Source organism: Micromonospora sp. GCM10011541 (assembly GCF_042650725.1).
Taxonomy (GTDB): Bacteria; Actinomycetota; Actinomycetes; order Mycobacteriales; family Micromonosporaceae; genus Micromonospora; species Micromonospora sicca.
Genome location: NZ_JBHSBP010000012.1, coordinates 33,666 through 56,470 on the forward strand (window position 1 = coordinate 33,666; position 22,805 = coordinate 56,470).

Annotated in this window: 27 protein-coding genes; 17 read left to right on the forward strand and 10 right to left on the reverse strand. The window is 73.0% G+C overall.

Features of this window, described 5'->3' with window-relative positions:
* Window positions 1–62 precede the first annotated feature (62 nt).
* The 4 genes from ACFOYX_RS07130 to ACFOYX_RS07145 all read right to left on the reverse strand — a co-directional run bounded on the left by ACFOYX_RS07130 (window position 63) and on the right by ACFOYX_RS07145 (window position 2,568).
* A complete protein-coding gene (locus ACFOYX_RS07130; RefSeq protein WP_109802342.1) occupies window positions 63–749 on the reverse strand; it encodes a response regulator transcription factor in 687 nt (228 codons plus the stop codon).
* Window positions 750–835: 86 nt separating this feature from the next.
* Entirely contained in the window at window positions 836–1,198 is a 363-nt protein-coding gene (locus tag ACFOYX_RS07135; protein ID WP_322440475.1) for an ATP-binding protein, read from the reverse strand.
* Entirely contained in the window at window positions 1,174–1,407 is a 234-nt protein-coding gene (locus tag ACFOYX_RS07140; RefSeq protein ID WP_322440515.1) for a hypothetical protein, read from the reverse strand. Before ACFOYX_RS07140 ends, ACFOYX_RS07135 begins: the two co-directional genes overlap by 25 nt.
* A 246-nt stretch (window positions 1,408–1,653) precedes the next feature.
* Window positions 1,654–2,568: a PD-(D/E)XK nuclease family protein gene (locus ACFOYX_RS07145; RefSeq protein ID WP_322440474.1), complete on the reverse strand. Its 915-nt coding sequence runs from the start codon at window positions 2,566–2,568 to the stop codon at window positions 1,654–1,656.
* A 176-nt stretch (window positions 2,569–2,744) separates the two neighbouring features.
* Here ACFOYX_RS07145 and ACFOYX_RS07150 point away from each other — a divergent pair, with 176 nt between their 5' ends.
* From ACFOYX_RS07150 to ACFOYX_RS07160, 3 genes are all read left to right on the forward strand, one after another.
* On the forward strand, window positions 2,745–3,803 hold the full coding sequence (locus ACFOYX_RS07150) for a site-2 protease family protein (RefSeq protein WP_322440514.1): 1,059 nt from the start codon (window positions 2,745–2,747) through the stop codon (window positions 3,801–3,803).
* Entirely contained in the window at window positions 3,800–4,804 is a 1,005-nt protein-coding gene (locus tag ACFOYX_RS07155) for a tRNA (adenine-N1)-methyltransferase (protein WP_322440473.1), read from the forward strand. The genes ACFOYX_RS07150 and ACFOYX_RS07155 overlap by 4 nt, the downstream gene beginning before the upstream one ends.
* Before the next feature lie 198 nt (window positions 4,805–5,002).
* Entirely contained in the window at window positions 5,003–5,575 is a 573-nt protein-coding gene (locus tag ACFOYX_RS07160; RefSeq protein WP_322440472.1) for a hypothetical protein, read from the forward strand.
* 68 nt (window positions 5,576–5,643) lie between these two features.
* On the opposite strand, the gene ACFOYX_RS07165 is transcribed toward ACFOYX_RS07160, so the two are convergent.
* Window positions 5,644–5,940: a ferredoxin gene (locus tag ACFOYX_RS07165; RefSeq protein ID WP_109803892.1), complete on the reverse strand. Its 297-nt coding sequence runs from the start codon at window positions 5,938–5,940 to the stop codon at window positions 5,644–5,646.
* A gap of 177 nt (window positions 5,941–6,117) precedes the next feature.
* Between ACFOYX_RS07165 and arc the strand changes: the two genes are divergently transcribed.
* The 3 genes from arc to ACFOYX_RS07180 all read left to right on the forward strand — a co-directional run bounded on the left by arc (window position 6,118) and on the right by ACFOYX_RS07180 (window position 9,917).
* Window positions 6,118–7,899 carry a proteasome ATPase gene (gene arc, locus ACFOYX_RS07170; RefSeq protein WP_109803891.1) on the forward strand — a complete coding sequence of 594 codons (1,782 nt, stop codon included), beginning with the start codon at window positions 6,118–6,120 and terminating at the stop codon, window positions 7,897–7,899.
* A gap of 181 nt (window positions 7,900–8,080) precedes the next feature.
* Window positions 8,081–9,598 (forward strand): depupylase/deamidase Dop, encoded by a 1,518-nt coding sequence (gene dop, locus ACFOYX_RS07175; protein WP_369292962.1) that lies wholly within the window; start codon window positions 8,081–8,083, stop codon window positions 9,596–9,598.
* A gap of 106 nt (window positions 9,599–9,704) precedes the next feature.
* Entirely contained in the window at window positions 9,705–9,917 is a 213-nt protein-coding gene (locus ACFOYX_RS07180) for a ubiquitin-like protein Pup (protein WP_109803889.1), read from the forward strand.
* A gap of 52 nt (window positions 9,918–9,969) precedes the next feature.
* Here ACFOYX_RS07180 and ACFOYX_RS07185 read toward each other — a convergent pair whose 3' ends face one another.
* A complete protein-coding gene (locus ACFOYX_RS07185; protein ID WP_322440518.1) occupies window positions 9,970–10,431 on the reverse strand; it encodes a hypothetical protein in 462 nt (153 codons plus the stop codon).
* Here ACFOYX_RS07185 and ACFOYX_RS07190 point away from each other — a divergent pair.
* The 3 genes from ACFOYX_RS07190 (at window position 10,336) to prcA (ending at window position 12,280) form a co-directional block, all read left to right on the forward strand.
* The gene (locus ACFOYX_RS07190) at window positions 10,336–10,626 is read left to right on the forward strand and encodes an endonuclease VII domain-containing protein (RefSeq protein WP_377533863.1); all 291 of its coding nucleotides are present in this window, start codon (window positions 10,336–10,338) and stop codon (window positions 10,624–10,626) included. The genes ACFOYX_RS07185 and ACFOYX_RS07190 overlap by 96 nt on opposite strands.
* A complete protein-coding gene (gene prcB, locus ACFOYX_RS07195; protein WP_322440471.1) occupies window positions 10,545–11,384 on the forward strand; it encodes a proteasome subunit beta in 840 nt (279 codons plus the stop codon). The genes ACFOYX_RS07190 and prcB overlap by 82 nt, the downstream gene beginning before the upstream one ends.
* Before the next feature lie 62 nt (window positions 11,385–11,446).
* On the forward strand, window positions 11,447–12,280 hold the full coding sequence (prcA, locus tag ACFOYX_RS07200) for a proteasome subunit alpha (RefSeq protein WP_109803886.1): 834 nt from the start codon (window positions 11,447–11,449) through the stop codon (window positions 12,278–12,280).
* A gap of 49 nt (window positions 12,281–12,329) precedes the next feature.
* Here the strand turns inward: prcA and rfbB are convergent, their stop codons facing one another.
* Complete coding sequence (gene rfbB / locus ACFOYX_RS07205) at window positions 12,330–13,307, reverse strand: dTDP-glucose 4,6-dehydratase (protein ID WP_322440470.1); 978 nt, start codon at window positions 13,305–13,307, stop codon at window positions 12,330–12,332.
* A gap of 134 nt (window positions 13,308–13,441) precedes the next feature.
* Between rfbB and pafA the strand changes: the two genes are divergently transcribed.
* The 3 genes from pafA (at window position 13,442) to ACFOYX_RS07220 (ending at window position 15,993) form a co-directional block, all read left to right on the forward strand.
* A complete protein-coding gene (gene pafA, locus ACFOYX_RS07210; protein WP_109803884.1) occupies window positions 13,442–14,800 on the forward strand; it encodes a Pup--protein ligase in 1,359 nt (452 codons plus the stop codon).
* A gap of 59 nt (window positions 14,801–14,859) precedes the next feature.
* Window positions 14,860–15,054 (forward strand): hypothetical protein, encoded by a 195-nt coding sequence (locus ACFOYX_RS07215; protein WP_109803909.1) that lies wholly within the window; start codon window positions 14,860–14,862, stop codon window positions 15,052–15,054.
* Window positions 15,055–15,444: 390 nt separating this feature from the next.
* On the forward strand, window positions 15,445–15,993 hold the full coding sequence (locus tag ACFOYX_RS07220; RefSeq protein ID WP_322440511.1) for a carboxymuconolactone decarboxylase family protein: 549 nt from the start codon (window positions 15,445–15,447) through the stop codon (window positions 15,991–15,993).
* 9 nt (window positions 15,994–16,002) lie between these two features.
* On the opposite strand, the gene ACFOYX_RS07225 is transcribed toward ACFOYX_RS07220, so the two are convergent.
* The gene (locus tag ACFOYX_RS07225) at window positions 16,003–17,088 is read right to left on the reverse strand and encodes a DUF3866 family protein (protein ID WP_322440469.1); all 1,086 of its coding nucleotides are present in this window, start codon (window positions 17,086–17,088) and stop codon (window positions 16,003–16,005) included.
* A 44-nt stretch (window positions 17,089–17,132) separates the two neighbouring features.
* The gene (locus ACFOYX_RS07230) at window positions 17,133–18,146 is read right to left on the reverse strand and encodes a cation diffusion facilitator family transporter (RefSeq protein ID WP_322440468.1); all 1,014 of its coding nucleotides are present in this window, start codon (window positions 18,144–18,146) and stop codon (window positions 17,133–17,135) included.
* Between the two features lie 150 nt (window positions 18,147–18,296).
* Here ACFOYX_RS07230 and ACFOYX_RS07235 point away from each other — a divergent pair, with 150 nt between their 5' ends.
* The 5 genes from ACFOYX_RS07235 (at window position 18,297) to tatC (ending at window position 22,075) form a co-directional block, all read left to right on the forward strand.
* Window positions 18,297–19,295: a YafY family protein gene (locus tag ACFOYX_RS07235; protein WP_109803881.1), complete on the forward strand. Its 999-nt coding sequence runs from the start codon at window positions 18,297–18,299 to the stop codon at window positions 19,293–19,295.
* The gene (locus ACFOYX_RS07240; RefSeq protein WP_322440467.1) at window positions 19,292–20,299 is read left to right on the forward strand and encodes a YafY family protein; all 1,008 of its coding nucleotides are present in this window, start codon (window positions 19,292–19,294) and stop codon (window positions 20,297–20,299) included. The genes ACFOYX_RS07235 and ACFOYX_RS07240 overlap by 4 nt, the downstream gene beginning before the upstream one ends.
* Window positions 20,300–20,309: 10 nt before the next feature.
* Window positions 20,310–20,558: a hypothetical protein gene (locus ACFOYX_RS07245; RefSeq protein ID WP_322440466.1), complete on the forward strand. Its 249-nt coding sequence runs from the start codon at window positions 20,310–20,312 to the stop codon at window positions 20,556–20,558.
* 216 nt (window positions 20,559–20,774) lie between these two features.
* Window positions 20,775–21,104 carry a Sec-independent protein translocase subunit TatA gene (tatA, locus tag ACFOYX_RS07250; RefSeq protein WP_109803878.1) on the forward strand — a complete coding sequence of 110 codons (330 nt, stop codon included), beginning with the start codon at window positions 20,775–20,777 and terminating at the stop codon, window positions 21,102–21,104.
* Window positions 21,105–21,121: 17 nt separating this feature from the next.
* On the forward strand, window positions 21,122–22,075 hold the full coding sequence (gene tatC, locus ACFOYX_RS07255) for a twin-arginine translocase subunit TatC (RefSeq protein WP_109803877.1): 954 nt from the start codon (window positions 21,122–21,124) through the stop codon (window positions 22,073–22,075).
* 83 nt (window positions 22,076–22,158) lie between these two features.
* Here tatC and ACFOYX_RS07260 read toward each other — a convergent pair whose 3' ends face one another.
* Window positions 22,159–22,746: an ATP-dependent endonuclease gene (locus ACFOYX_RS07260; RefSeq protein WP_322440465.1), complete on the reverse strand. Its 588-nt coding sequence runs from the start codon at window positions 22,744–22,746 to the stop codon at window positions 22,159–22,161.
* Window positions 22,747–22,805 lie beyond the last annotated feature (59 nt).

Genomic DNA, 22,805 nt, shown 5'->3' on the forward strand with positions numbered 1-22,805 from the left:
CCCCGCCGCGCCGCCGATGGTCACGGTAGGTGACAAGGGCAACTGCGCGGCCGGTCCGCCGATCACGCCCCCGGACGCACCAGACCCGTCTCGTACGCCAGCACGACCGCCTGCACCCGGTCGCGCAGCCCCAGCTTGGTCAGCACGTGCCCGACGTGGGTCTTGATGGTGGTCTCGCTGACCGACAGCGCCCGGGCGATCTCCGCGTTGGACAGCCCCCGGGCGACCTGCACCAGCACTTCACGTTCGCGCTCGGTCAGCGTCTTGAGCGCCTTCGGCGGGCTCGCCGCCGGGTCGGGCAGCGCGTCGGCGAAGCGGTCCAGCAGCCGCTTGAGGATCCGCGGCGCCACCACCGCCTCCCCGGCGGCCACCGTCCGAATCGCGGTGACCAGGTCCTCCGCCGGCACGTCCTTGGCCAGGAACCCGCTCGCCCCGGCCCGCAGCGCGCCGACCACGTACTCGTCCAGGTCGAAGGTGGTCAGGATCAACACCCGGACCGGCAGCCGGGCGTCGACGATGGCCCGGGTCGCGGCGACCCCGTCCATCCGGGGCATCCGGATGTCCATCAGCACCACGTCCGGCAGCAGCCGCCGGGACAGCTCCACCGCCTCCAGGCCGTCCCCGGCCTCGGCGACGATGTCCAGGTCGTCCTCCGTGCCGAGCACCATCCGGAAGCCGGTACGCAGCAGCGGCTGGTCGTCGGCGAGCAGGATCCGCACCGGCCGCGCCGGCGCAGTGCTGTCGGTCATCGGCTCTCCCCGTCGTGCTGCTCGTGCCGCCCCGGCCCGCCGGGCCGACGTCGTCCGTCGTGCCGGCGTCGCCCGCGTCGGCCGGGTCACGCGAGAACCACCCCGACCGGCTCCAGCGGGATCCGCGCGTACACCCGGAAACCGCCGCCCGGCCGCGGACCGGTCCGCAGGATCCCACCGTAGAGGGCGACCCGCTCGCGCATGCCGACCAGCCCGTGCCCGATCCGGTCGGGTGTCGGACCCGGGCCGCGCCCGGTGTCGGTGACCTCCACCGCCAGGGAACCGTCGGCGAAGGTGAGCCGGACCAGCGCCGTCGCCGTCCCAGCGTGCTTGAGCGCGTTGGTCAGCGCCTCCTCCACGATCCGGTACACGGTCAGCGCCACCCTCTCCTCCATCGGGCCGGGCCTGCCGTCCACCCGCAGCGTCACCGGCAGGCCCGCCTCCCGCACCTGCTCGACCAGCGCCTCGATGCCGGCCAGGCCGGGCTGCGGGGGCGAGGTCGGCGGCCGGCTCCGCGTCGGTACGCAGCACGTCCAGCAGCCGGCGCAGCTCCCGCAGCGTGGCCCGGCTGGTCTCCCTCGATGGTGGCGACCGCCTCGTCCGCCGTGTCCGGGTCCCGGCGCAACACCCGGCGGGCGCCGGTGGCCAGCACCCCCATCACGCTGACGTGGTGGGCGACCACGTCGTGCAGCTCACGGGCGATCCGGCGGCGCTCGTCGGCGACCGCCCGCTCGGCCAGGGAGCGCTGGTTCGCCTCGGCGACCCGGGCCCCGGGCCGGGTCCGTGATACCAGCGCACCGGCACCAACCCCCGCCGGCGACGCGGGAACCGGGCCGACCGGTCACCGTCCTTGCGGCGTTTCGCCGCCGCGAACCACACCTCCCCTCCTCCCTGGGGAGGAGGCTCACTCGTCCGCGCCCGGGGCGACCGGCCCGGACCGGGCATCGCGCAGCGGATCGGTGATGGCGGTGGTCGGGAAGGGCGGCGGGGTGCCGCCGAAGCTCGGGCAGTGCGCCTGGTGGCTGCACCAGTCACAGAGCCGGCTGGGCCGGGGCCGGAAATCCTGCCGCGCGGTGGCCTGCTCGATGGCCTGCCAGAGCGCCACCACCGTGCGCTCGAAGCGCACCAGCTCCTCGGCGTCCGGGGTGTAGTCGCAGATCTCGGCGTCCTTGAGGTAGAGCAGCCGCAGCACCCGCGGCACCACCCCCCGGGTCCGCCACAGCACCAGGGCGTAGAACTTGAGCTGGAACAGCGCCCGTGCCTCGAAGGCCTCCCGCGGCGCGCCTCCGGTCTTGTAGTCGACCACCCGCAGCGCCCCGTCCGGCGCGACGTCGAGCCGGTCCAGGTAGCCCCGGATCAGCAGCTCGTCGTCGACCACCGCGGAGATCAACGCCTCCCGCTCGGCGGGCTCCAACCGGCGCGGATCCTCCACTGCGAAGTAGCCCTGCAGCAGCGCGGCGGCCGAGCGGAGGAACTCGGCGACGCCGGCCGCGTCGCCCTCGGCGAACAGGCCCGTCAGCTCCGGCTCCTCGGTGACCAGCCGGTCCCACTGCGGGGCCACCAGGTCACCCGCGGACTCCGGCGTGCGGGCCGCCGCCGGCAGGTCGAACAGCCGCTCCAGCACGGCGTGCACCAGCGTGCCCCGGGCCTGCTCCACGGTGGGCCGCTCGGGCAGCCGGTCGATGCTGCGGAACCGGTAGAGCAGGGGGCAGGTCTTGAAGTCCGCCGCCCGCGACGGCGACAGCGACGCCCGAACCGTGGGTGGCACCGCCGCCGGGGCGAGGGTGTCCTGTGCGTCGATCACCGGTTCCGCCGTCATGTCCGGAAGGTTAGGGCACCGGTGTGACAGGGCCGCCGTCGCCGCACCGGCGCATGATCCGCCCCCGTAGCATCGGTGCGGTGCAGCAGCCGTCCCTACCACCACGCCGGCGCGGGCGCCGTCCCGGCCTGACCGTGGGCCGGGTGTTCGGGGTGCCGCTGCACCTGGACGCCTCGATGCTCCTGCTCACCCTGGTGGTGACCGTCGCGTACGCGGCGCTCGCCCGCCGCCAGCTCGACCTCGGCCCGGTGGCCGGCTATCTGATCGGCGCCGGCTTCGTCGTCTCCCTGCTCGGCTCCGTGCTGCTGCACGAGCTGGGCCACGCGCTGACCGCCCGGCGCCACGGCATCGGTGTGAGCGGGATCACCCTGGAACTGCTGGGCGGGTACACCGAGCTGGACCGGGATGCGCCCAGCCCCCGGGTCGAGCTGCTGGTCTCCCTCGCCGGCCCGGCGGTCTCCGCGGTGCTCGGCGCCGCCGCCGTCGCGGCCACCCTGGCCCTGCCCGACGGCACCCTGGCCGACCAGCTCGCCTTCCAGGTCGCGGCGAGCAACGTGGTGGTGGCGATCTTCAACAGCCTGCCCGGGCTGCCGCTCGACGGCGGTCGCGCGCTGCGCGCGGCCGTGTGGGCGCTCACCCGGGACCGGCACCGGGGCACCGAGGTGGCCGGCTGGGTGGGCCGCGCGGTCGCCCTCGGCACCCTGGCCCTGGTCGTCCTGGTCACCCTGCGCCGGGCACTGCCCCCGTTGCTGCTGCCGCTGCTGCTGCTGGTGGCGTTCACCCTGTGGCGGGGCGCCGGGCAGTCGATCCGGCTGGCCCGGATCAGCCGTCGATTCCCGCTGATCAACCTGGCCCGGTTGGCCCGACCGGTGCTGCCGGTGCCCAGCGGCACCCCGCTGGCCGAGGCGCAGCGTCGCCGCGCGGAGGGCCCCACCCCGCAGGCCGCGCTCGCGGTCGTCGACTCCGCCGGCCGGCCGGTCGCCCTGGTCGACCCGGCCCGGGCCGACGCCGTACCCCCGGAACGCCGGCCGTGGCTCGCGGTGGACGCGGTGTCCCGCGGCCTGGACATGGTCCCGACGCTGCCGGTCGGCGCGGACGGCGAGCGGGTGATGCAGACCGTGCAGACCCACCCGGGCGCGCAGTACGTCGTGACGGCAGGCGAAGATGTCGTCGGCGTTCTGCACATCGCGGATCTGGCGCAGCTCCTGGAACCCAAACGGAAGATGAACACGTGACCGCACAGCCCTCCACCGTCCCGGCCGACCCCGCCGCCCCGGCGCTGCCCCCCGTGCACCGGGGGCCGTTCCGCCCCGGCGACCGGGTGCAGCTGACCGACCCGAAGGGGCGGATGCACACCGTGACGCTGGAGCCCGGCAAGGAGTTCCACACCCACCGCGGCATCCTCAAGCACGACACCCTGATCGGGCTGCCCGACGGCAGCGTGGTCACCACCACCGGCGGCGGCACGGCCTTCCTGGCGCTGCGCCCGCTGCTGTCGGACTACGTGCTCTCCATGCCGCGCGGCGCCCAGGTGATCTACCCGAAGGACTCCGCGCAGATCGTCGCGATGGGCGACATCTTCCCCGGCGCGAAGGTCCTCGAGGCCGGCGCCGGCTCCGGGGCGCTCTCCTGCTCGCTGCTGCGCGCCGTCGGCACCGAGGGTGAGCTGCACTCCTTCGAGGTGCGCGAGGACTTCGCCCAGATCGCCAAGCGCAACGTCGAGGCGTTCTTCAACGGGCCGCACCCGGCCTGGCGGCTGCACATCGGCGACGTCGCGCAGTGTCAGGAGACCGGATTCGACCGGATCATCCTGGACATGCTCACCCCGTGGGAGACCCTCGACATGGTCGAGCGGGCGCTGGTGCCCGGCGGCGTCTTCATCGGCTACGTGGCCACCACCCCGCAGCTGTCCGAGCTGGTGGAGGCGCTGCGCGAGCGCGGCGGCTGGACCGAGCCGCGCGCCTGGGAGTCGCTGGTCCGCGACTGGCACGCCGAGGGCCTGGCCGTCCGCCCGGACCACCGGATGATCGCGCACACCGCGTTCCTGGTCTCCGCGCGCAAGCTCGCCCCGGGCGTGACCGCGCCGCCGCGCCGCCGCAAACCGAGCAAGGGCACCGAGGCGTACGTCCAGCGGCGGCAGGCGCTGCGCGAGGCGGAGGCGGCCCGGCAGGCGGCCGCCGCCCAGGTCGACGGCGTCGAGACGGTCGTGCCGGCGGAGGAGCCGGACCAGCCGTGACTCCGGTGGGTCGGCCCGGCAGGGGACAGGCGATCATGTGTCCCGGCGCGGACGGGCGCCGGGACGACACCGAGCGGGTGGAGACGGTGGCATGAGCGAGCGGATCGGGGCGGGCGGCGGGATCCGGCCCCGCGCGGGCCTCGGCGGCGGCGACGGTCGGCGCGTCCGGCCGGGCGCCGGGCGGGCGGGTGCGGCGGCATGAGCAGCCCGGGCTTCGGCAACGGTGACCTGCCCGCGGTCTTCCCGGACTGGTCGCCGTACACCGACCTCGAATCGGCGGCGCGGGCCTACCTGCGGGACCCGGACGTGGCCCTGGAGGCGCTCGGCGGGGTGCTGCGCGGCGCCTCCGTGCTCGGCTTCACCCTGGAACGCTTCGTGAACGAGGTCAACGGGGTGTGGCAGGAGGTCGTCGTCTGCGACGGCAGCCGGCTGGTGCTCTGGCACGGCGAGGACGTCCCGCCGGGGGAGGGGCCGCCCGGGTCGATGACCTCGTCGCTGCGGGTGGTGCCGGTCTCCACGGTGACCGAGGTCGGCTGCCGGCGGCGGCTCACCCGGGCCGACACGGGCGAGATCCGGGTCGACAGCATCGACGTCTACCTGCTGCTGACCTCGCTGGACGAGGCGCCGCCCGGGGACGAGATGGCCGCCGGGCCGCGGCACGACGCGCTGCGCTTCGGCAAGACCCTCGACGACGGCGGCGCGGGGCAGATCGCCCGGCTGGAGGAGTTCGCCCGGCTGGTCGCCTTGGTGGTCGGCCGCCCGATGCTGTGAGCCGGTAGCCGCACGCGGCCACCGGCTCGGAAGCCTGCCGCCCCACCCGGGACCGGCAGGCGGGCGGGTCAGTCCTCCTCGGCGTCCGGGCCGGCCACCTCGACGCCGTCGCTGCCGCGCACCACGTGGATGCACTCGCCCGGGCACTCCTTCGCCGAGTCGATCACCTCGAGGCGCAGGTGCTCGGGCACGTCCACCCGGCTGCCCGGGGCCAGCCGCAGCTCACCGTCGGCGCCCTTGACGTACGCCAGGCCGTCGACGTCGAACTCGAAGACCTCCGGCGCGTACTGTACGCAGAGCCCGTCGCCCGTGCAGAGGTCCTGATCCACCCAGACCTGAAGCTGGTCCGTCGCGACCTGCGTCATCGTGCACCCCCCATGTTCTCCCGTCCCACGCTCCGACGGTACCCGAACGCCAGTACCCGCCCGACGACCAGCCCTTGGCGATCAAGCTTCGGTGACGAGCGCGTTGCGCGGGACCGAATCGGGCTCATAGCGGCTAGTGTTAGGTCAGAACGTTCAAGCCCCCCGGGGAGGTGGGACGTGGCACGCAGCGACGACGCGGACTCGCGCGCCGCACGGTGGGAGAAGGAGGCCCACGATCTCTCCACGCAGGTCGCGTTCCTTCAAGAGGAACTCGCTCTGGTGCGGCGCAAGTTGACCGAAAGCCCCCGACACGTCCGGCAGCTCGAAGAGCGGCTGGCGGCCACCCAGGCACAGTTGGCGCGGCTGACCGAGAACAACGAACGGCTCGTGAGCACCCTCAAGGAGGCTCGCGCGCAGATCGTGACGCTCAAGGAGGAGATCGACCGCCTCGCGCAGCCACCCAGTGGCTACGGTGTCTTCCTGGCCAAGCACGACGACGGCACGGTGGACGTGTTCACCGGCGGGCGCAAGCTCCGGGTCGCCGTCTCGCCCTCGCTGGAGGTCGACGAGCTCCGGCGGGGCCAGGAGGTCCTGCTCAACGACGCGCTCAACATCGTCGACGCGTTCGGCTACGAGCGGGTCGGTGAGGTCGTGATGCTCAAGGAGATCCTCGCGGGTCCCGACGGCGCCCCGGGCGACCGGGCGCTGGTGGTCTCGCACTCCGACGAGGAGCGGATCGTGCACCTCGCCGAGACCCTGATCGGCTCGCCGATCCGGGCCGGCGACTCGCTCATGATCGAGCCCCGCTCGGCGTACGCGTACGAGCGGATCCCGAAGAGCGAGGTCGAGGAGCTGGTCCTGGAGGAGGTGCCCGACGTCGACTACACCGACATCGGTGGCCTCCACGCGCAGATCGAGCAGATCCGCGACGCGGTGGAGCTGCCCTTCCTGCACGCCGACCTGTTCCGTGAGCACCAGCTCCGCCCGCCGAAGGGCATCCTGCTCTACGGCCCGCCCGGTTGCGGCAAGACGCTGATCGCCAAGGCGGTGGCCAACTCGCTGGCCAAGAAGATCGCCGAGCGGCGTGGCGAGGAGAAGCACACCAGCTTCTTCCTCAACATCAAGGGTCCCGAGCTGCTCAACAAGTACGTCGGCGAGACCGAGCGGCACATCCGGTTGATCTTCCAGCGCGCCCGGGAGAAGGCCGGCGAGGGCACCCCGGTGATCGTGTTCTTCGACGAGATGGACTCGGTGTTCCGCACCCGCGGCTCCGGCGTCTCCTCGGACGTGGAGAACACCATCGTCCCGCAGCTGCTCAGCGAGATCGACGGCGTGGAGGGCCTGGAGAACGTCATCGTCATCGGCGCCTCCAACCGGGAGGACATGATCGACCCGGCGATCCTGCGCCCCGGCCGGCTCGACGTGAAGATCAAGATCGAGCGGCCGGACGCCGAGGCGGCCAAGGACATCTTCTCCAAGTACATCCTCTCCGGGCTGCCCCTGCACCCGGACGACCTGGCCGAGCACGGCGGCGACCCGCAGGCCACCGTGGCCGCGATGATCGACGCGGTCGTCCTGCGGATGTACTCGGAGACCGAGGAGAACCGCTTCCTCGAGGTCACCTACGCCAACGGCGACAAGGAAGTCCTCTACTTCAAGGACTTCAACTCCGGCGCGATGATCCAGAACATCGTCGACCGGGGCAAGAAGATGGCCATCAAGGAGTTCCTCACCTCCGGGCGCAAGGGACTGCGGCTGCAGCACCTGCTCGACGCCTGCGTCGACGAGTTCCGGGAGAACGAGGACCTGCCCAACACCACCAACCCCGACGACTGGGCCCGCATCTCCGGCAAGAAGGGCGAGCGGATCGTCTACATCCGGACCCTCGTCTCCGGCGGCAAGGGCGCGGAGGCCGGCAGGTCGATAGAGACCGCCAGCAACACCGGCCAGTACCTGTAGCCCGACCAGCACGACGGAGGCCCGTGGCGCGTCGCGCCGCGGGCCTCCGCGCGTCACCGCCCGACCCGGCCGCGCGCCGCCACACGGTACGCCGGGCCGCCGGCAAGCCCCCATCCCGCGTGATCGCGACTACGCTCGACGTGACGGGGGACCGGGACGGGCGAGCGGGAGCGGGCAGTCGATGAGCGTTAGACGGATCATGGGCACCGAGGTCGAGTACGGCATCTCCGTACCCGGCCAGGCCGGGGCCAACCCGATGGTCACCTCCTCCCAGGTGGTGAACGCCTACGGGGCGCGCCCCGAACTCAATCGCGGTGGCCGGGCCCGTTGGGACTACGAGGAGGAGTCGCCGCTGCGCGACGCCCGCGGCTTCACCTACTCCGGCGCGGCCTACGACCCCGCCGAGGCGCTCGCCGACGAGGACCTCGGGCTGGCCAACGTAATACTCACCAACGGCGCCCGGCTCTACGTCGACCACGCGCACCCCGAGTACTCCACCCCCGAGGTGACCAACCCGCTCGACGTGGTGCGCTGGGACAAGGCGGGGGAGCGGGTGATGGCCGAGGCGGCCCGCCGGGCCGCCACCATCCCGGGCACCCAGCGGATCCACCTCTACAAGAACAACACCGACAACAAGGGCGCCAGCTACGGCGCCCACGAGAACTACCTGATGCGGCGGCAGACCCCGTTCGCTGACATCGTGGCGTACCTGACGCCGTTCTTCGTCACCCGGCAGATCATCTGCGGGGCCGGCCGCGTCGGCATCGGCCAGGACGGCGGCCAGAGCGGCTTCCAGATCTCGCAGCGCGCCGACTTCTTCGAGGTCGAGGTCGGGCTGGAGACCACCCTCAAGCGGCCGATCATCAACACCCGCGACGAGCCGCACGCGGACGCCGACAAGTACCGCCGGCTGCACGTCATCATCGGCGACGCCAACCTGTCGGAGATCTCCACCTACCTGAAGGTCGGCACCACCGCGCTCATCCTCACCATGATCGAGGAGAAGGCGCTCAGCCCGGACCTGGGCATCGCCGACCCGGTCAGCGAGCTGCGCGCGGTCAGCCACGACCCGTCGCTGAAGCACCTGATGCGGCTGCGCGACGGCCGCAAGCTGACCGCCCTGGACGTGCAGTGGGCGTACCTGGATCGGGTCCGGTCCTTCGTGGACGACCGGTACGGCAGCGACGTCGACGAGCAGACCGCGGACGTGCTGGACCGCTGGGAGAGCGTGCTGGACCGGCTCGGCCGGGACGCGTTCCTCTGCGCCGACGAGCTGGACTGGGTGGCCAAGCTGCGGCTGCTGGAGGGGTACCGGGAGCGGGAGAAGCTGGCCTGGGGCTCGCACAAGCTCCAGTTGGTCGACCTGCAGTACTCCGACGTCCGGCCGGAGAAGGGGCTCTACCACCGGCTGGTCTCGCGGGGGTCGATGAAGACGCTGCTGACCGACGAGCAGACCCGGACCGCGATGACCCAGCCGCCGGAGGACACCCGGGCCTACTTCCGCGGCCGCTGCCTGGCCCAGTACGCCTCGGAGGTGGTTGCGGCGAGCTGGGACTCGGTGATCTTCGACGTGGGCCGGGAGTCGCTGGTCCGGGTGCCGATGATGGAGCCCGAGCGGGGCACCCGCAAGCACGTCGGCGCCCTCTTCGACCGGTGCGACACCGCCAAGGATCTGCTGGAGACCCTGACCGGCGGCTGAGGCCGTGAAACGGGAGCCCGTCGTGCGTCGGAAGGCGGCGCGCGGCGGGCTTTTCGTCGCTCCAGCGAGGTAAGTTCATCGCAGGCGATCGTGGAGGAGGCACCTGATGGCTACGCAAGAAGGCGGCCAGACCCAGTCCGGCAAGTCGACCCAGGGCGAGGAGATCGAGGACGTCACCGCGCAGGCCAACCCGGAGGTTGCCGAGCGCCACGCCGAGATCACCGAGGACGTCGACGACCTGCTCGACGAGATCGACTCCGTCCTCGAGGAGAACGCAGAGGAGTTCGTCAGGGGCTATGTGCAGAAAGGGGGCCAATAGGGCATAGAGGGGCAATTCGGACATGCCCCTCCCGCTCGATGATCAGGGTGGACTACGTCGCTGCCGCGACTGCGAGGAGTGGAAGCCGCTCGATGAGTTCTGCGCGAGCAGCAAACGCCCCTCGGGTCGAGGTAGCTACTGCAAGACATGCTTCAACGCGCGCTCCCGAGGCAGCTACGCCAAGCGACTGCGCGAGAAGCATGGGCGCGAGGTAAAGCAGCTCCCTCTGGCCCCTGATGGACATCGGCGCTGTCCCGACTGCCGTGACACCAAGCCGCTGGACGACTTTCCCCGTAACCGCTCTGGTCGGGGTGGCTACGGCCGATACTGCAAGCCTTGCCACAACGAGAAGGGCAAGGAGAGCAAGCTCCGCCTGCATGGCGGGTTCCGCGAATATCATCTGCGGCGGCGCTACGGCATAGGGGAGAAGGAGTTTCAGGAGCTTCTCGCCGAGCAGGGCGGCGTCTGCGCAATCTGTGACGGCGAAGATCCGCAACACCTGGACCACGATCATCGCACCGGGTGGGTGCGCGGGATACTCTGCTTCAACTGCAACGGTGGTCTTGGCCAGTTCCGTGACAGTCCCGCGAGGCTGGCCAGGGCGATCACGTACCTGAGAGGAACCACGTGGCAGCGGGTTTTGATCCATCCGGGCGTCTTCCAGATGTGTTCACCAACGCGGGGACGTCCTCCTTCACAACGTTCCTGAGCAAGGTGGCCCCCGAGATGCTGCCCGGCCGTCGGCCGCTGCCGCCCGGCATGGCCGCCGACCTGGCGCCGCACGCGACCACGATCGTGGCGATCGCCGCCGCCGGCGGCGTGGTGATGGCCGGCGACCGGCGCGCCACGATGGGCAACCTGATCGCCCAGCGGGACATCGAGAAGGTGCACCCGGCGGACGCGTACTCGCTGGTCGGCATCGCGGGCACCGCGGGCATCGGCATCGAGCTGATGCGACTGTTCCAGGTGGAGCTGGAGCACTACGAGAAGATCGAGGGCGCGATGCTCTCGCTCGACGGCAAGGCCAACCGGCTGGCCTCGATGATCCGCGGGAACCTGGGCGCGGCGATGCAGGGCCTCGCGGTGATCCCGCTCTTCGCCGGCTTCGACCTGGCCGCCGGCGACCCGGCGCGGGCCGGCCGGATCTTCAGCTTCGACGTGACCGGCGGCCCGTACGAGGAGACCGGCTACGACGCGATCGGCTCCGGCTCGCTGTTCGCCAAGTCGGCGCTGAAGAAGCGCTTCCGGGCCGGCCTGTCGATCGACGACGCGGTGCGGCTGGCGGTCGAGGCGCTCTACGACGCGGCCGACGACGACACGGCGACCGGTGGCCCGGATCTGACCCGCCGGATCTACCCGGTGGTGATGATGGCGACGGCGGAGGGCACCCGCCGGCTCACCGACGCCGAGACGGCGACGATCGCGGAGGGCGTCGTCTCCGGCCGGATGGAGAACCCGGGCGGCTGACCCCGCTCCCCACCTGACCAGTCAGCAGTCCGCAGCACAGCGCCCGAAGGAGAACCGCCGCCGTGGCCATGCAGTTCTACGCCTCGCCCGAGCAGATCATGCGCGACCGCTCCGAGCTGGCCCGCAAGGGCATCGCCCGGGGTCGCAGCGCGTTGGTCCTGAGTTACGAGGGTGGGGTGCTCTTCGTCGCGGAGAACCTCTCCAGCACCCTGCACAAGGTCAGCGAGATCTACGACCGGATCGGCTTCGCCGCGGTGGGCCGGTACAACGAGTTCGAGAACCTGCGCCGCGCCGGGGTGCGGATGGCGGACCTGAACGGCCTGAGCTACGACCGGCGCGACGTCAACGGCCTGGCCCTGGCGAACGCGTACGCGCAGACCCTCGGCGCGATCTTCACCGAGCAGTCGAAGCCGTTCGAGGTGGAGATCTGCGTGGCCGAGGTGGGCGCGACGCCCGAGGACGACGCGCTCTACCGGCTGACCTACGACGGCTCGGTCAACGACGAGCCGGGCCGGATGGCGATGGGTGGCCAGGCCGAGTCGATCTCCGGGGTGCTCAAGTCACAGCACCGGCCGGACATGTCGCTCAGCGAGGCGGTCCGGGCGGCCGTGCAGGCGCTGAGCAGTGTCGGCGGGGAGGGCGGAGCGGCGCGGACGATCGCCGCGAACCAGCTGGAGGTGGCGGTCCTGGACCGGCGCCGGGTGGGGCGGACGTTCCGCCGGATCACCGGGGCGGCGCTGACCGGGCTGTTGGACGGCGACGCCGGCGCGGACAACGCGCCCGCTCCCGGGCGGGCGAAGACGCCGACGGTGCCGACGGAGGAGGCGAACAAGCCGACCACGTCGGCGGGCTCGGCCGACCTGGAGGGCCAGCAGACCGAGCAGCCGGAGGCGTAACGGGCGCGGTGGGCACCGACCCCGACCGGCGTCGGGGTCCGGCGGGGCGTCAGCGGTGCGGCTTGAGCGGCTCCCACCAGGCCCGGTTCCGGCGGTACCAGTCGACGGTGGCGGCGAGCCCCCGGTCCAGGTCGACGGTGGCGGACCAGCCCAGCTCCCGCCGGCTGGTGGTGCTGTCCAGCGAGTAGCGCCGGTCGTGGCCCTTGCGGTCGGCGACCGGCCGCACCCGCTCCCAGCCGACACCGCAGGCGGCGAGCAGCCGGCCGGTGAGCTCCCGGTTGGTCAGCTCGGCCGAGCCACCGAGGTGGTAGACGCCGCCGGCGCGTCCCCGGGTCTGGGCCAGCGCGACGCCATTGCAGTGGTCCTCGACGTGCAGCCACTCCCGGACGTTGCCGCCGTCGCCGTAGAGGGGCACGTCGTGCCCGTTCAGCAGGTTGGTGATGAACAGCGGCACGACCTTCTCGGGGTACTGGTAGGGGCCGTACGTGTTGGCGCCCCGGGTGACCACGACGTCCAGGCCGTGGGTGCGGTGGTAGGCGAGGGCGAGCAGGTCGGCGCCGGCCTTGGAGGCCGAGTACGGCGAGCTGGGGTCCAGCGGCGTCCGCTCGGTCCACGACCCGGTGTCGATGGAGCCGTACACCTCGTCGGTGGAGACCTGCACGAAGCGGCCCACGCCGTGCCGCAACGCGGCGTCGAGCAGGGTCTGGGTGCCCACCACGTTGGTGGTGACGAAGGCCGCGGCGCCGGTGATGGACCGGTCCACGTGCGACTCGGCGGCGAAGTGGACGACGACGTCGTGGCCGGCGACGGTGGCGTCGACCAGCGGCGCGTCGCGGATGTCGCCGCGGACCACCCGCAGCCGGGGGGCGGCGTGCACGGGGGCGAGGCTGCCCTCGGTGGCGGCGTAGGTGAACGCGTCGAGCACGGTGACCGTGTCGACGTCGACGGCCGGCTCGGCGCCGCCGAGCAGTCGCCGCACGTACGCCGATCCGATGAACCCGGCGCCGCCGGTGACGAGGATCCTCACGGCTGGGAACGTACCGGCTCACCGGTCGGGGTGCGGCGGGACCGCCGGTGCCGGCAGGCGCGCGTGACGGCCGCCGATGAGACGGCTGGGTTGAGCGCTGCCCATCGGGGGCCCCGGGCGGCTAATGTCACATCATGGAGCGGCGAATCTTCGGCCTCGAGACCGAGTACGGCGTCACCTGCACCTACCGCGGGCAGCGCCGGTTGTCCCCCGACGAGGTCGCGCGGTACCTGTTCCGGCGGGTGGTGTCGTGGGGCCGGTCGAGCAACGTGTTCCTGCGCAACGGGGCCCGCCTCTACCTGGACGTGGGCTCGCACCCGGAGTACGCGACGCCGGAGTGCGATTCGGTCACCGATCTGGTCGCCCACGACCGGGCCGGTGAGCGGATCCTGGAGGGGCTGCTCGTCGACGCGGAGAAGCGGCTGCACGACGAGGGCATCGCGGGTGAGATCTACCTGTTCAAGAACAACACCGACTCGGCCGGCAACTCGTACGGCTGCCACGAGAACTACCTGGTCTCCCGGCACGGCGAGTTCGGCCGGCTCGCCGACGTGCTGATCCCGTTCCTGGTCACCCGGCAGTTGATCTGCGGGGCGGGGAAGGTGCTGCAGACTCCGCGCGGGGCGGTCTACTGCCTGTCGCAGCGGGCCGAGCACATCTGGGAGGGCGTCTCCTCGGCGACCACCCGGAGCCGACCGATCATCAACACCCGGGATGAGCCGCACGCCGACGCCGAGCGGTACCGGCGGCTGCACGTGATCGTGGGCGACTCGAACATGAACGAGGTGACCACGCTGCTGAAGGTGGGCACCGCCGACCTCGTGCTGCGGATGATCGAGGCCGGGGTGGTGATGCGGGACCTGTCGCTGGAGAACCCGATCCGGGCGATCCGCGAGGTGTCGCACGACATCACCGGCCGGCGCAAGGTGCGGCTGGCCTCCGGCAAGGAGGTCAGCGCCTTGGAGATCCAGCAGGAATACCTGGCCAAGGCGACCGAGTTCGTGGAGCGGCGCGGCGGTGACCAGACCGCGAAGCGGGTGGTGGAACTCTGGGGCCGGGTGCTGCGGGCGGTGGAGACGGGCGACCTGGACCCGGTGGCCCGGGAGATCGACTGGGTGACCAAGCTGCGGCTGATCGAGCGGTACCAGCGCAAGCACGACCTGCCGCTGTCGCATCCGCGGGTGGCGCAGATGGACCTGGCGTACCACGACCTGCGGCGCGGCCGTGGCCTGTACGGGCTGCTGGAGCGGCGCGGCGAGGTGGACCGGGTGGCCACCGACCCGGAGATCTTCGAGGCGAAGGAGACCCCGCCGCAGACCACCAGGGCGCGGCTGCGCGGCGAGTTCATCCGGCACGCGCAGGAGAAGCGGCGGGACTTCACCGTCGACTGGGTGCACCTGAAGCTCAACGACCAGGCGCAGCGGACCGTGCTCTGCAAGGACCCGTTCCGGGCGTACGACGAGCGGGTGGAGCGGCTGATCGCCAGCATGTGACGGCGGGCGGCCGGTGCTGCGGGCGCCGGCCGCCACCGCACCGGTACGCTGGCGACGCGATGAACACTTCCGAACCCTCCGGCCGTGACAGCGGCACCGAGAAGCTGAACTGGATCGACCGCCGCCGGGAGAAGATCCGCGACGAGATCGAGCGCAACCGCCGCGGCGAGTACACGGTGCCGACGTGGGTGTTGGCGGCGGTGCTGGTCCTGATCGTTGGCGCCTGGCTGGCGCTGATCTTCCTCGCCGGCTGACGCTCCTCAGGGTTCCCCGGGGACTGCGTTCGGGCGGGAGCGCGCGCCCGCGCCGACCGGCGGATTCCTTGACAGGTCGCTCCGCGCATGATCGTCTATGTCTTTCGCCGGGCCGATCGTAGGTGGGGACATGCCGGTCGCGGAGCCGCCGTGCGGCGCCTGCTGCTACCTCTTCACCGACACGCCGTGCGGTTCCTGCTACTCCTCCTGCACGGACGGAGGGGCGGATCTCGGTGCCTGGCTGGCGCTGCCGGAGGTGATCGTCCGGGCGGTGCTGAGGCTGGCCGCCGGCGCCTCGTCGCACGGCTCGCCGGCCGCGAGCGCGTCGACCCGGTTGGCCATCAGGCTGATCAAGGGGCGGGACGCCCACGGACACGGGAGAGTGACGTCATCGCACACATCGATCTCGGCTTCGACGAGCGGCAGCACCCCGGCATCCGGGGGCTGACCCGGTTCCGTCCGGAGACGGCCGGGCCGCTCAACGCCCTGGCGGAGACGCTGCTGCGCGCCCCGCACCCCACCCTCGGCCCCGGCGAACGCGAGCTGATCGCCGCGTACGTGTCCGGCCTGAACGACTGCGGATTCTGCCGCGCGTCCCATTCGGCGACGGCGGCGGCCCAGTTGCCGGCGGGGAGGTCCCTGGTCGAGCAGGTGCGCGCCGACCTGGACGCCGCGCCGGTGGGGGAGAAGCTGCGGGCGCTGCTGCGGATCGCCGCCGCCGTCCAGCGCGGCGGCCGGGAGGTGACCGCCGAGCTGGTCGACGCCGCCCGGGCCGCGGGCACCACCGACCTGGAGCTGCACGACACGGTGCTGATCGCGGCGGCGTTCTGCATGTACAACCGGTACGTCGACGGGCTGGCCGCGTTCACCCCGGAGGACCCGCGGGCGTACGAGATGGGGGCCCGGCACCTCGTGGAGCACGGCTACGCGGCGGGCTGACCCCGCCGGTCAGCGGGTGAGCCGGGCGGCGTGCCGGCCGGCCGCGGCGGCGGCCAGGAAGTAGGCGTGGTCGGCGTCCAGGCCGCGGCCCATGGTGGACAGCGTGACCGGCGTGGCGCGCAGCGCGGCGTCGAGGCCGTCGGTGGGCACCCGGACGATCGGGTGCCGCGCCGCGAGGGGGGCGAGGGCCGCGTCCACCTGCGCGGCCAGCGCCGGCGCCAGGTTGTCGGGCACGACCAGGTCCGCCGGGGCGAGCGCCACGCGGCCGTACGCGGTGAGGCTGTGGTGGGAGACGCCGCGGTGCCGGGGGCGGGGGTCCGCGTCGGAGATCCGCAGCGAGCCGACCGGGCGGCCGCCGAGCGTGGCGACGGCGTTGACGGCCTCGCCGACGGCCACGCCGGAGAAGCCCCACCGGGTGCCGGTGCCCAGGTTGCCGGGTCCCTGGGCGACGATGGCGACGTCGGCGCGGAGCACGTGCCGGGCGGCGAGCAGCCCGCTGTGCAGGGTGCTGGCCTCCAGGTCCCCGCCGAACGCCTGGCCGACGCTGACGGTGCCGGCGAGGTGGTCGGCGAGCCCGGCGAGGGTGCGGGAGAACCAGGCGGGCAGCGCCCCGCCGTCGGTGAGCAGGTACGCCACCCGGGCGTCCGGGGCGTCGGCGTGGATCCCGGCGAGGATCGCCGGCAGGGCGGAGTGCAGGTCGGCGGTGACCACCGGCATCCCGTCCAGGCTCTCCGCGGCGGCGAGCAGGTCGTGGTGCGGGGAGGCCTCCTCGTCCACGCCGAGCAGGATGGGTTGCAGCGGGGTGTAGCGGGCCTTCACCAGGTGGCCGGCGTCGCGGGTGTCGAGGGCCTGCGGCGGGTCCGGCGGCAGGCGGTCGGGCAGGGCGACGACCAGGGCGTACCCGCCGGTGCCGAGGCCCATCAGCAGGGCGCCGGCGTTCAGCAGCACCCGGTCACCGGGCTGCGGGTCGCCGACCAGCGCCGGGTAGGCCAGGGCGCGCATCGGAGCGCCGCCGGGCAGGTCGACGTCGAGTTCGGTGGCGCCGGCCCACCGCCGCCGCACCGCCGTGACCGTTCCGGACCGCCATCGCACCATGCCCGGCACGCTATCCGCCGTCCGCCGGGCCGGTCGTGCCCGGGTCAGGCCTGGCCGCCGGGGCCGGGCTCCCGGTCCGCCGGACGATCCCCCTCGTCCTGGGTGCGGCGGGCGCGTCCACCCCCGGAGCCGGGCATCGACCGGGTCGGGTCGAGGAAGACGTACCCGATCTCCGGGTACCGGTCGGTGAGCCGGCGCTCGGCCTCGTCCGCGGCCGCCTCGATGTCGGCGCCGGTGGCGGCGTCGTGGAAGTCGACCTTGGCGGCGACCAGGATTTCCTCCGGGCCGAGCAGCATGGTCATCAGCGTGTCGACCCGGTCGACCGCCGGCAGTCCGGCCAGCTCGCGTTCGATCTGCCGGTGCATGCGTTCCGAGACGGCGCGGCCCACCAGCAGCGAGATGTTGCTCCGGGCCAGGATGGTGGCGACCGCCAGTAGCAGCACGCCGATGAGGATCGAGGCGACGCCGTCGTAGAGCTCGTCGCCGGTCAGGTGGGACAGCCCCAGGCCGGCGCCGGCGATCAGCAGACCGGTCAGGGCGGCGCTGTCCTCCAGGAAGACCGCCTTCACGGTGGTGTCGGCGGTCAGCCGGAGGTAGCGGCGCGGGCTGGCCCGCCAGCGGCGGGACTCCCGGCGGACCTGCCGGACCGCCCGGGCCAGGGAGACGGACTCGATCACGAAGGAGAGCGCCAGCACGATGTACGACGCCAGGTAGTCGCCGGTGTGTTCGTGCACGACGATCGTGGTCACGCCGTGGGTGATGGCGAAGCCGGCGCCGACGACGAAGGTGAACATCGCGGCGAGGAACGCCCAGACGTAGCTCTCCTTGCCGTACCCGAAGGGGTGCCGGGTGTCGGCGGGCCGCGCGCCCCGGCGCAGCGCCAGGTAGAGCAGCACCTCGGTGGTGGTGTCGGCGACGGAGTGGGCGGCCTCGGAGAGCATCGCGGCCGAGCCGGAGATCAGCCCGGCGACCAGCTTGGCGACGGCGATGGCGAGGTTGGCCGCGCCGGCGACGACGACCGTGCCGACGCTCTCGGACTTGGCTTCCGCTTCCGCCATGCGCTCACCCTATGGCCGGTTTCGGCCCCCCGCCCGGCGTGCGGAGCCGCTGCGGGAGGGTGTGGCGTGGCTCGCCCGGACCGCGACGTTCCGCGCGCCGCCCCCGCGTGGGTGCGCGCCCACGCCGCGCGGGCTGCTAGCGTTCAGCACGTGTCGCGGACCCGCACCGAACGCCTGGTCAACCTGGTGATCTGCCTGCTGTCCACGCGACGGTTCCTGACCGCCGCGCAGATCGCCGCGACCGTGCCCGGTTACGAGCACGATCCGGACGACGCCAAGGACCACGAGGCGTTCCAGCGCAAGTTCGAACGGGACAAGGCGGAGCTGCGCGAGCTGGGTGTCCCGCTGGAGACCGGCACGGCGAGCGTCTTCGACGCCGAGCCGGGCTACCGGATCGCCCACCGCGAGTACGCGCTGCCCGACATCCCCCTGGAGCCGGACGAGGCCGCCGCCGTGGGCATCGCCGCCCGGCTGTGGCAGCACGCCGGCCTGGCCGCGGCCGCCTCCTCCGGGCTGGCCAAGCTGCGCGCCGCCGGGGTGGACGTGGACCCGCAGGCCACCCTGGGCATGGAGCCGATGGTGACGGTCGACCCGGCGTTCGCCCCGTTGACCGCCGCCGCCCGGGACCGGCGGGAGGTCAACTTCGACTACCGGGTGCCGGACCGGGACGCGTCGAGCCGTCGCCGGCTCCAGCCGTGGGGCGTCGTCTGCTGGCGCGGCCGGTGGTACGTGGTCGGCCACGACCTGGACCGGGAGGCCACCCGCTGCTTCCGTCTCTCCCGGGTGGTCGGCGCGGTCCGGGTCACCGGCCAGCCGGGGGCGTACGAGCCGCCTGCCGGGGTGGATCTGATCAGCCACGTCGCCCGCTGGTCGGGGCCGGTGGAGCGGACCGGGCGGGCCAGCGTGCTGGTCGTCCCGGGCCGGGCCGCCGGGCTGCGCCGTTGGGCGGTGGACAGCACCAGCGGGCCGGACGGCGACCGGCTGGTCCTGCCGTACGCCGACCCGGACTACCTCGCCGGCCAGCTCGTCGGGTACGGCCCGGACGTGCGGGTGCTGGACCCGCCGGAGGTCCGCGAGGCGGTCATCCAGCGGCTGAAGGAGATCGCCGCCCGGCACGACGAGCTGGCGGTCGCCGGGGGTGCCCGGTGACCCGGCCGGCGGCCCGTGCCGGCCGCGCCTCGGCGGACCGGCTGGCCCGGCTGCTCAACCTGGTGCCCTACCTGCTGGCCCGGCCCGGTATCGAGATCGCCGAGGCGGCCGGTGACCTGGGGGTGACCGAGCGGCAGCTGCGGGAGGACCTGGAGCTGCTCTGGGTGTGCGGGCTGCCCGGCTACGGTCCGGGTGACCTGATCGACATGGCGTTCGACGGTGACCGGGTCACCATCACCTACGACGCGGGGATCGACCGGCCGCTGCGGCTCACCCCGGACGAGGCCCTGGCCCTGGTGGTCGCGCTGCGGATGCTCGCGGAGACCCCGGGGGTGGCCAACCGGGAGGCCGTCGAGCGGGCCCTCGCCAAGATCGAGAACGCGGCGGGCGACCTGGTGGCCGCCCCGGTGGAGGTCCGGCTGCCCGGGGACAGCGCCCGCGTGCGGGAGTTGCGCGCCGCGGTCGAGCGTGGCCGCGCGTTGCGGATCACCTACTACACCGCGGCCCGGGACGAGACCTCCGAGCGGACCATCGACCCGCTGCGGATGTTGATGGTGGGCGGCCGGGCGTACGTCGAGGCGTGGTGCCGGCGGGCCGAGGCGGTTCGGCTGTTCCGGGCCGACCGGATCGACGCGGTCACCGAGCTGGACGAGCGGGCCGTGGTGCCGCCGCAGGCCCGGCCGCACGACCTGTCCGACGGGGTGTTCCGTCCCTCGCCGGACCTGCCGCTGATCACCCTGCGGATCGGCCGGGGCGAGCGGTGGATCACCGAGTACTACCCGTGCGAACGGGTCGAGGCCGACGGCGAGCAGTGGCTGGTGTCGCTGCGGGTCACCGACCTGGGCTGGGCCCGCCGCTTCGTGCTCGGGCTGGGCCCGGACGTCGCGGTGGTCGCCCCGGCGGAGCTGGCCGAGCAGGTCCGCGCCCAGGCGGCGGCCGCGCTCGACGCGTACGCGACGCCGGCCCGGCCCGCCGACCCGGCGGGGGCCACTGTCACCCAGTAGGCTGACCGCCGTGGTGACCTGGATCGTGCTCGCGGTGGTGCTGTTCGCGCTCGTCGTGCTGGGCCTGGCGGTCCGGCCGGTGCTGGCGCGGCTGCCCCGGCTGCGCCGGGCGGCGGTGGCGCTGCAGGGGCGTCAGGCCGAGGCGGACGCGCTGCGGTCCACCGCGGAGGCGCTCCAGCAGCGGGCCGAGGCGCTGCAGGCCCGGGCCGCCACCGCCCAGGAGCGGGTGGCGTTGATCAAGGCCAAGCGGGGAAAGTGATCGATCGGCGTCGGTCCCGGGCGCGGTAGCTGCGCGTTCGGCGGTCGTTGCGCGCAGAAACGCGCCGCCGCAGACGGTTGACGGGACACTCCGGGTTGGCCGAGACTTCACCGACCGGGCCCGCACCGACAGGCCCGGTGGGGTGGCAACCGCTCTCGGCGCACGTACGATGGGCTGCGTCCGCCCCTCAACGACACAGAGCGACTGGAGCTTCCCATGGGTGCCCTCAAGCCGTGGCACATCGCCGTACTCGTGGTCGTGCTGATCCTGCTCTTCGGCGCGAAGCGGCTCCCCGACGCGGCCCGCTCGCTGGGCCGCTCGCTGCGGATCATCAAGGCCGAGACCAAGAGCCTGCACGACGACGACCGTGACCTGGCCGAGAAGGCCGACGCGCAGGCCGGCTACCAGCCGCTCCCGCCGTACGCCGGTCAGCAGCCGCAGCAGGGTTACGCGCCGCAGCAGCCCCCGCAGCAGCAGCAGTACGCCCAGCCGCAGCAGCCGGTCGCCCCGCCGGTCGACCCGGTGCAGCGCGTCCGCGACAACTGACCGAAGGGCCCAGCACCGTGGCCTTCGCGCTCCGTAAGCGCGGCCCGAGCACCTTCGAGCGGGCCGCCGACGGCTCGATGACGCTCATGGAGCACATCCGTGAGCTGCGTAACCGCCTGTTCCGTGCCTCCCTGGCGATCGTGGTCGGCTTCGGCTTCGGCGTCTGGCTCTCCGGTCCGGTGCTGCACCTGCTGCAGAAGCCGTACTGCGACCTGCCGAAGGCGAGGCTCGTCAACGGCACGTGCAACTTCGTCCAGCTCGGGCCGGCCGACCTGTTCCTGCTGCAGATGAAGGTGGCCCTCTGGGTCGGGCTGATCATCGCGGCGCCGATCTGGCTGTACCAGCTCTGGGCGTTCATCGCGCCGGGCCTGCACAGGCACGAGCGGCGGTACGCGTACTTCTTCACCGGCCTGGCGGCGCCGTTGTTCGGCGGCGGCGCGGTGCTGGCCTACTTCGTCACCTCCAAGGGCCTTGAGTTCCTGCTCAACGTCTCCGGTGGCGGTGACATCACCACGACACTGGACATCACCCGGTACATCTCGTTCGTCACGAATCTCATCCTGCTCTTCGGGGTGGCGTTCGAGTTCCCGCTGATCGTGCTCATGCTCAACTTCGTGGGGCTGGCCAGCGCGAAGCGGCTGTTCGGCTGGTGGCGGGTGGCGATCTTCGTCTTCTTCGCCTTCTCCGCGGTGGTCACACCGACGCCCGATCCGTTCGGCATGACCGCGTTGGCCATCTGCCTCTCCGCGCTCTACTTCGGCGCGGTAGCGGTGGCCTTCCTCAACGACCGGCGGCGGGGGCGCGGTCGCGAGATCTACTCGGACCTCGGCGACGACGAGGTGTCGCCGCTGGACCTGACGCCCGAGCCGGTCGAGGCGGGGCAGCGGGTCGACACGGTCGCCCCGGTCGGGGCGCCGGAGCCGGTCGCCGCGCCCGCGCCGATCGAGCGCCGCTACGACGACATGACCTAACCGGGCTTCCCGGAGCACCGACGCGGACGCCGCCCCGGGTGGGCGGCGTCCGGCGTTTCCGGCGACCCGGGGGGTGATCCGCGTCAGACGAGCGCCAGCAGGCGGTCGAGCGCCGGGGGCACCCGGTCGGGGTCGAGGGCGCCAGCGAGCAGACCCGCGTAGTGGCTCTTCCGGCCGGACCGGGTGCCGAGGAAGCGGTGCAGCTGCCGGGGGAGCGGGCGTGCCTGCTGGGCGGGCTGCCGTTGGAAGAGCCGGAGCGACCGGAGGTCCCCCGCCTCCTCGACGACCCGCTCCACCTCGCCCGTGCCGAGCGCGCGGATCAACTCCTCCTCCAGGTCCGCGACGCAGACCTGGAAGCCGAGGTCGGCCATCCGGTCCCGGGACAGGTCCGCGCCGAGGCCGGCCCGCTCCAGACCCCGTCGGATGTACCCCTCCTCGGCGGCGTCGTAGAGGCCGGCGAGCCTGCGGTCGAGGCCGCGCGGGCCGAACAGCTCGAGGAAGTGGCCGACGTTGGTGGCCCCGCCCATCGGGACGATCGCCACCCCGTCGAGGGAGCGGCCGCGACGCTCGGCCACCGCCTGCAGGGCGCACCGGTCGCTGGCGCCCTCCACCAGGACCACCGTCGCGGCGTCCAGGCCCGCGACGAGGTCCAGCGCGGTTCGCAGATCCACCGCCCACCTCCGTGCCCGTCGACGGCGCCACCATGCCGGGTGCCCTCCGGGAAGGCAAG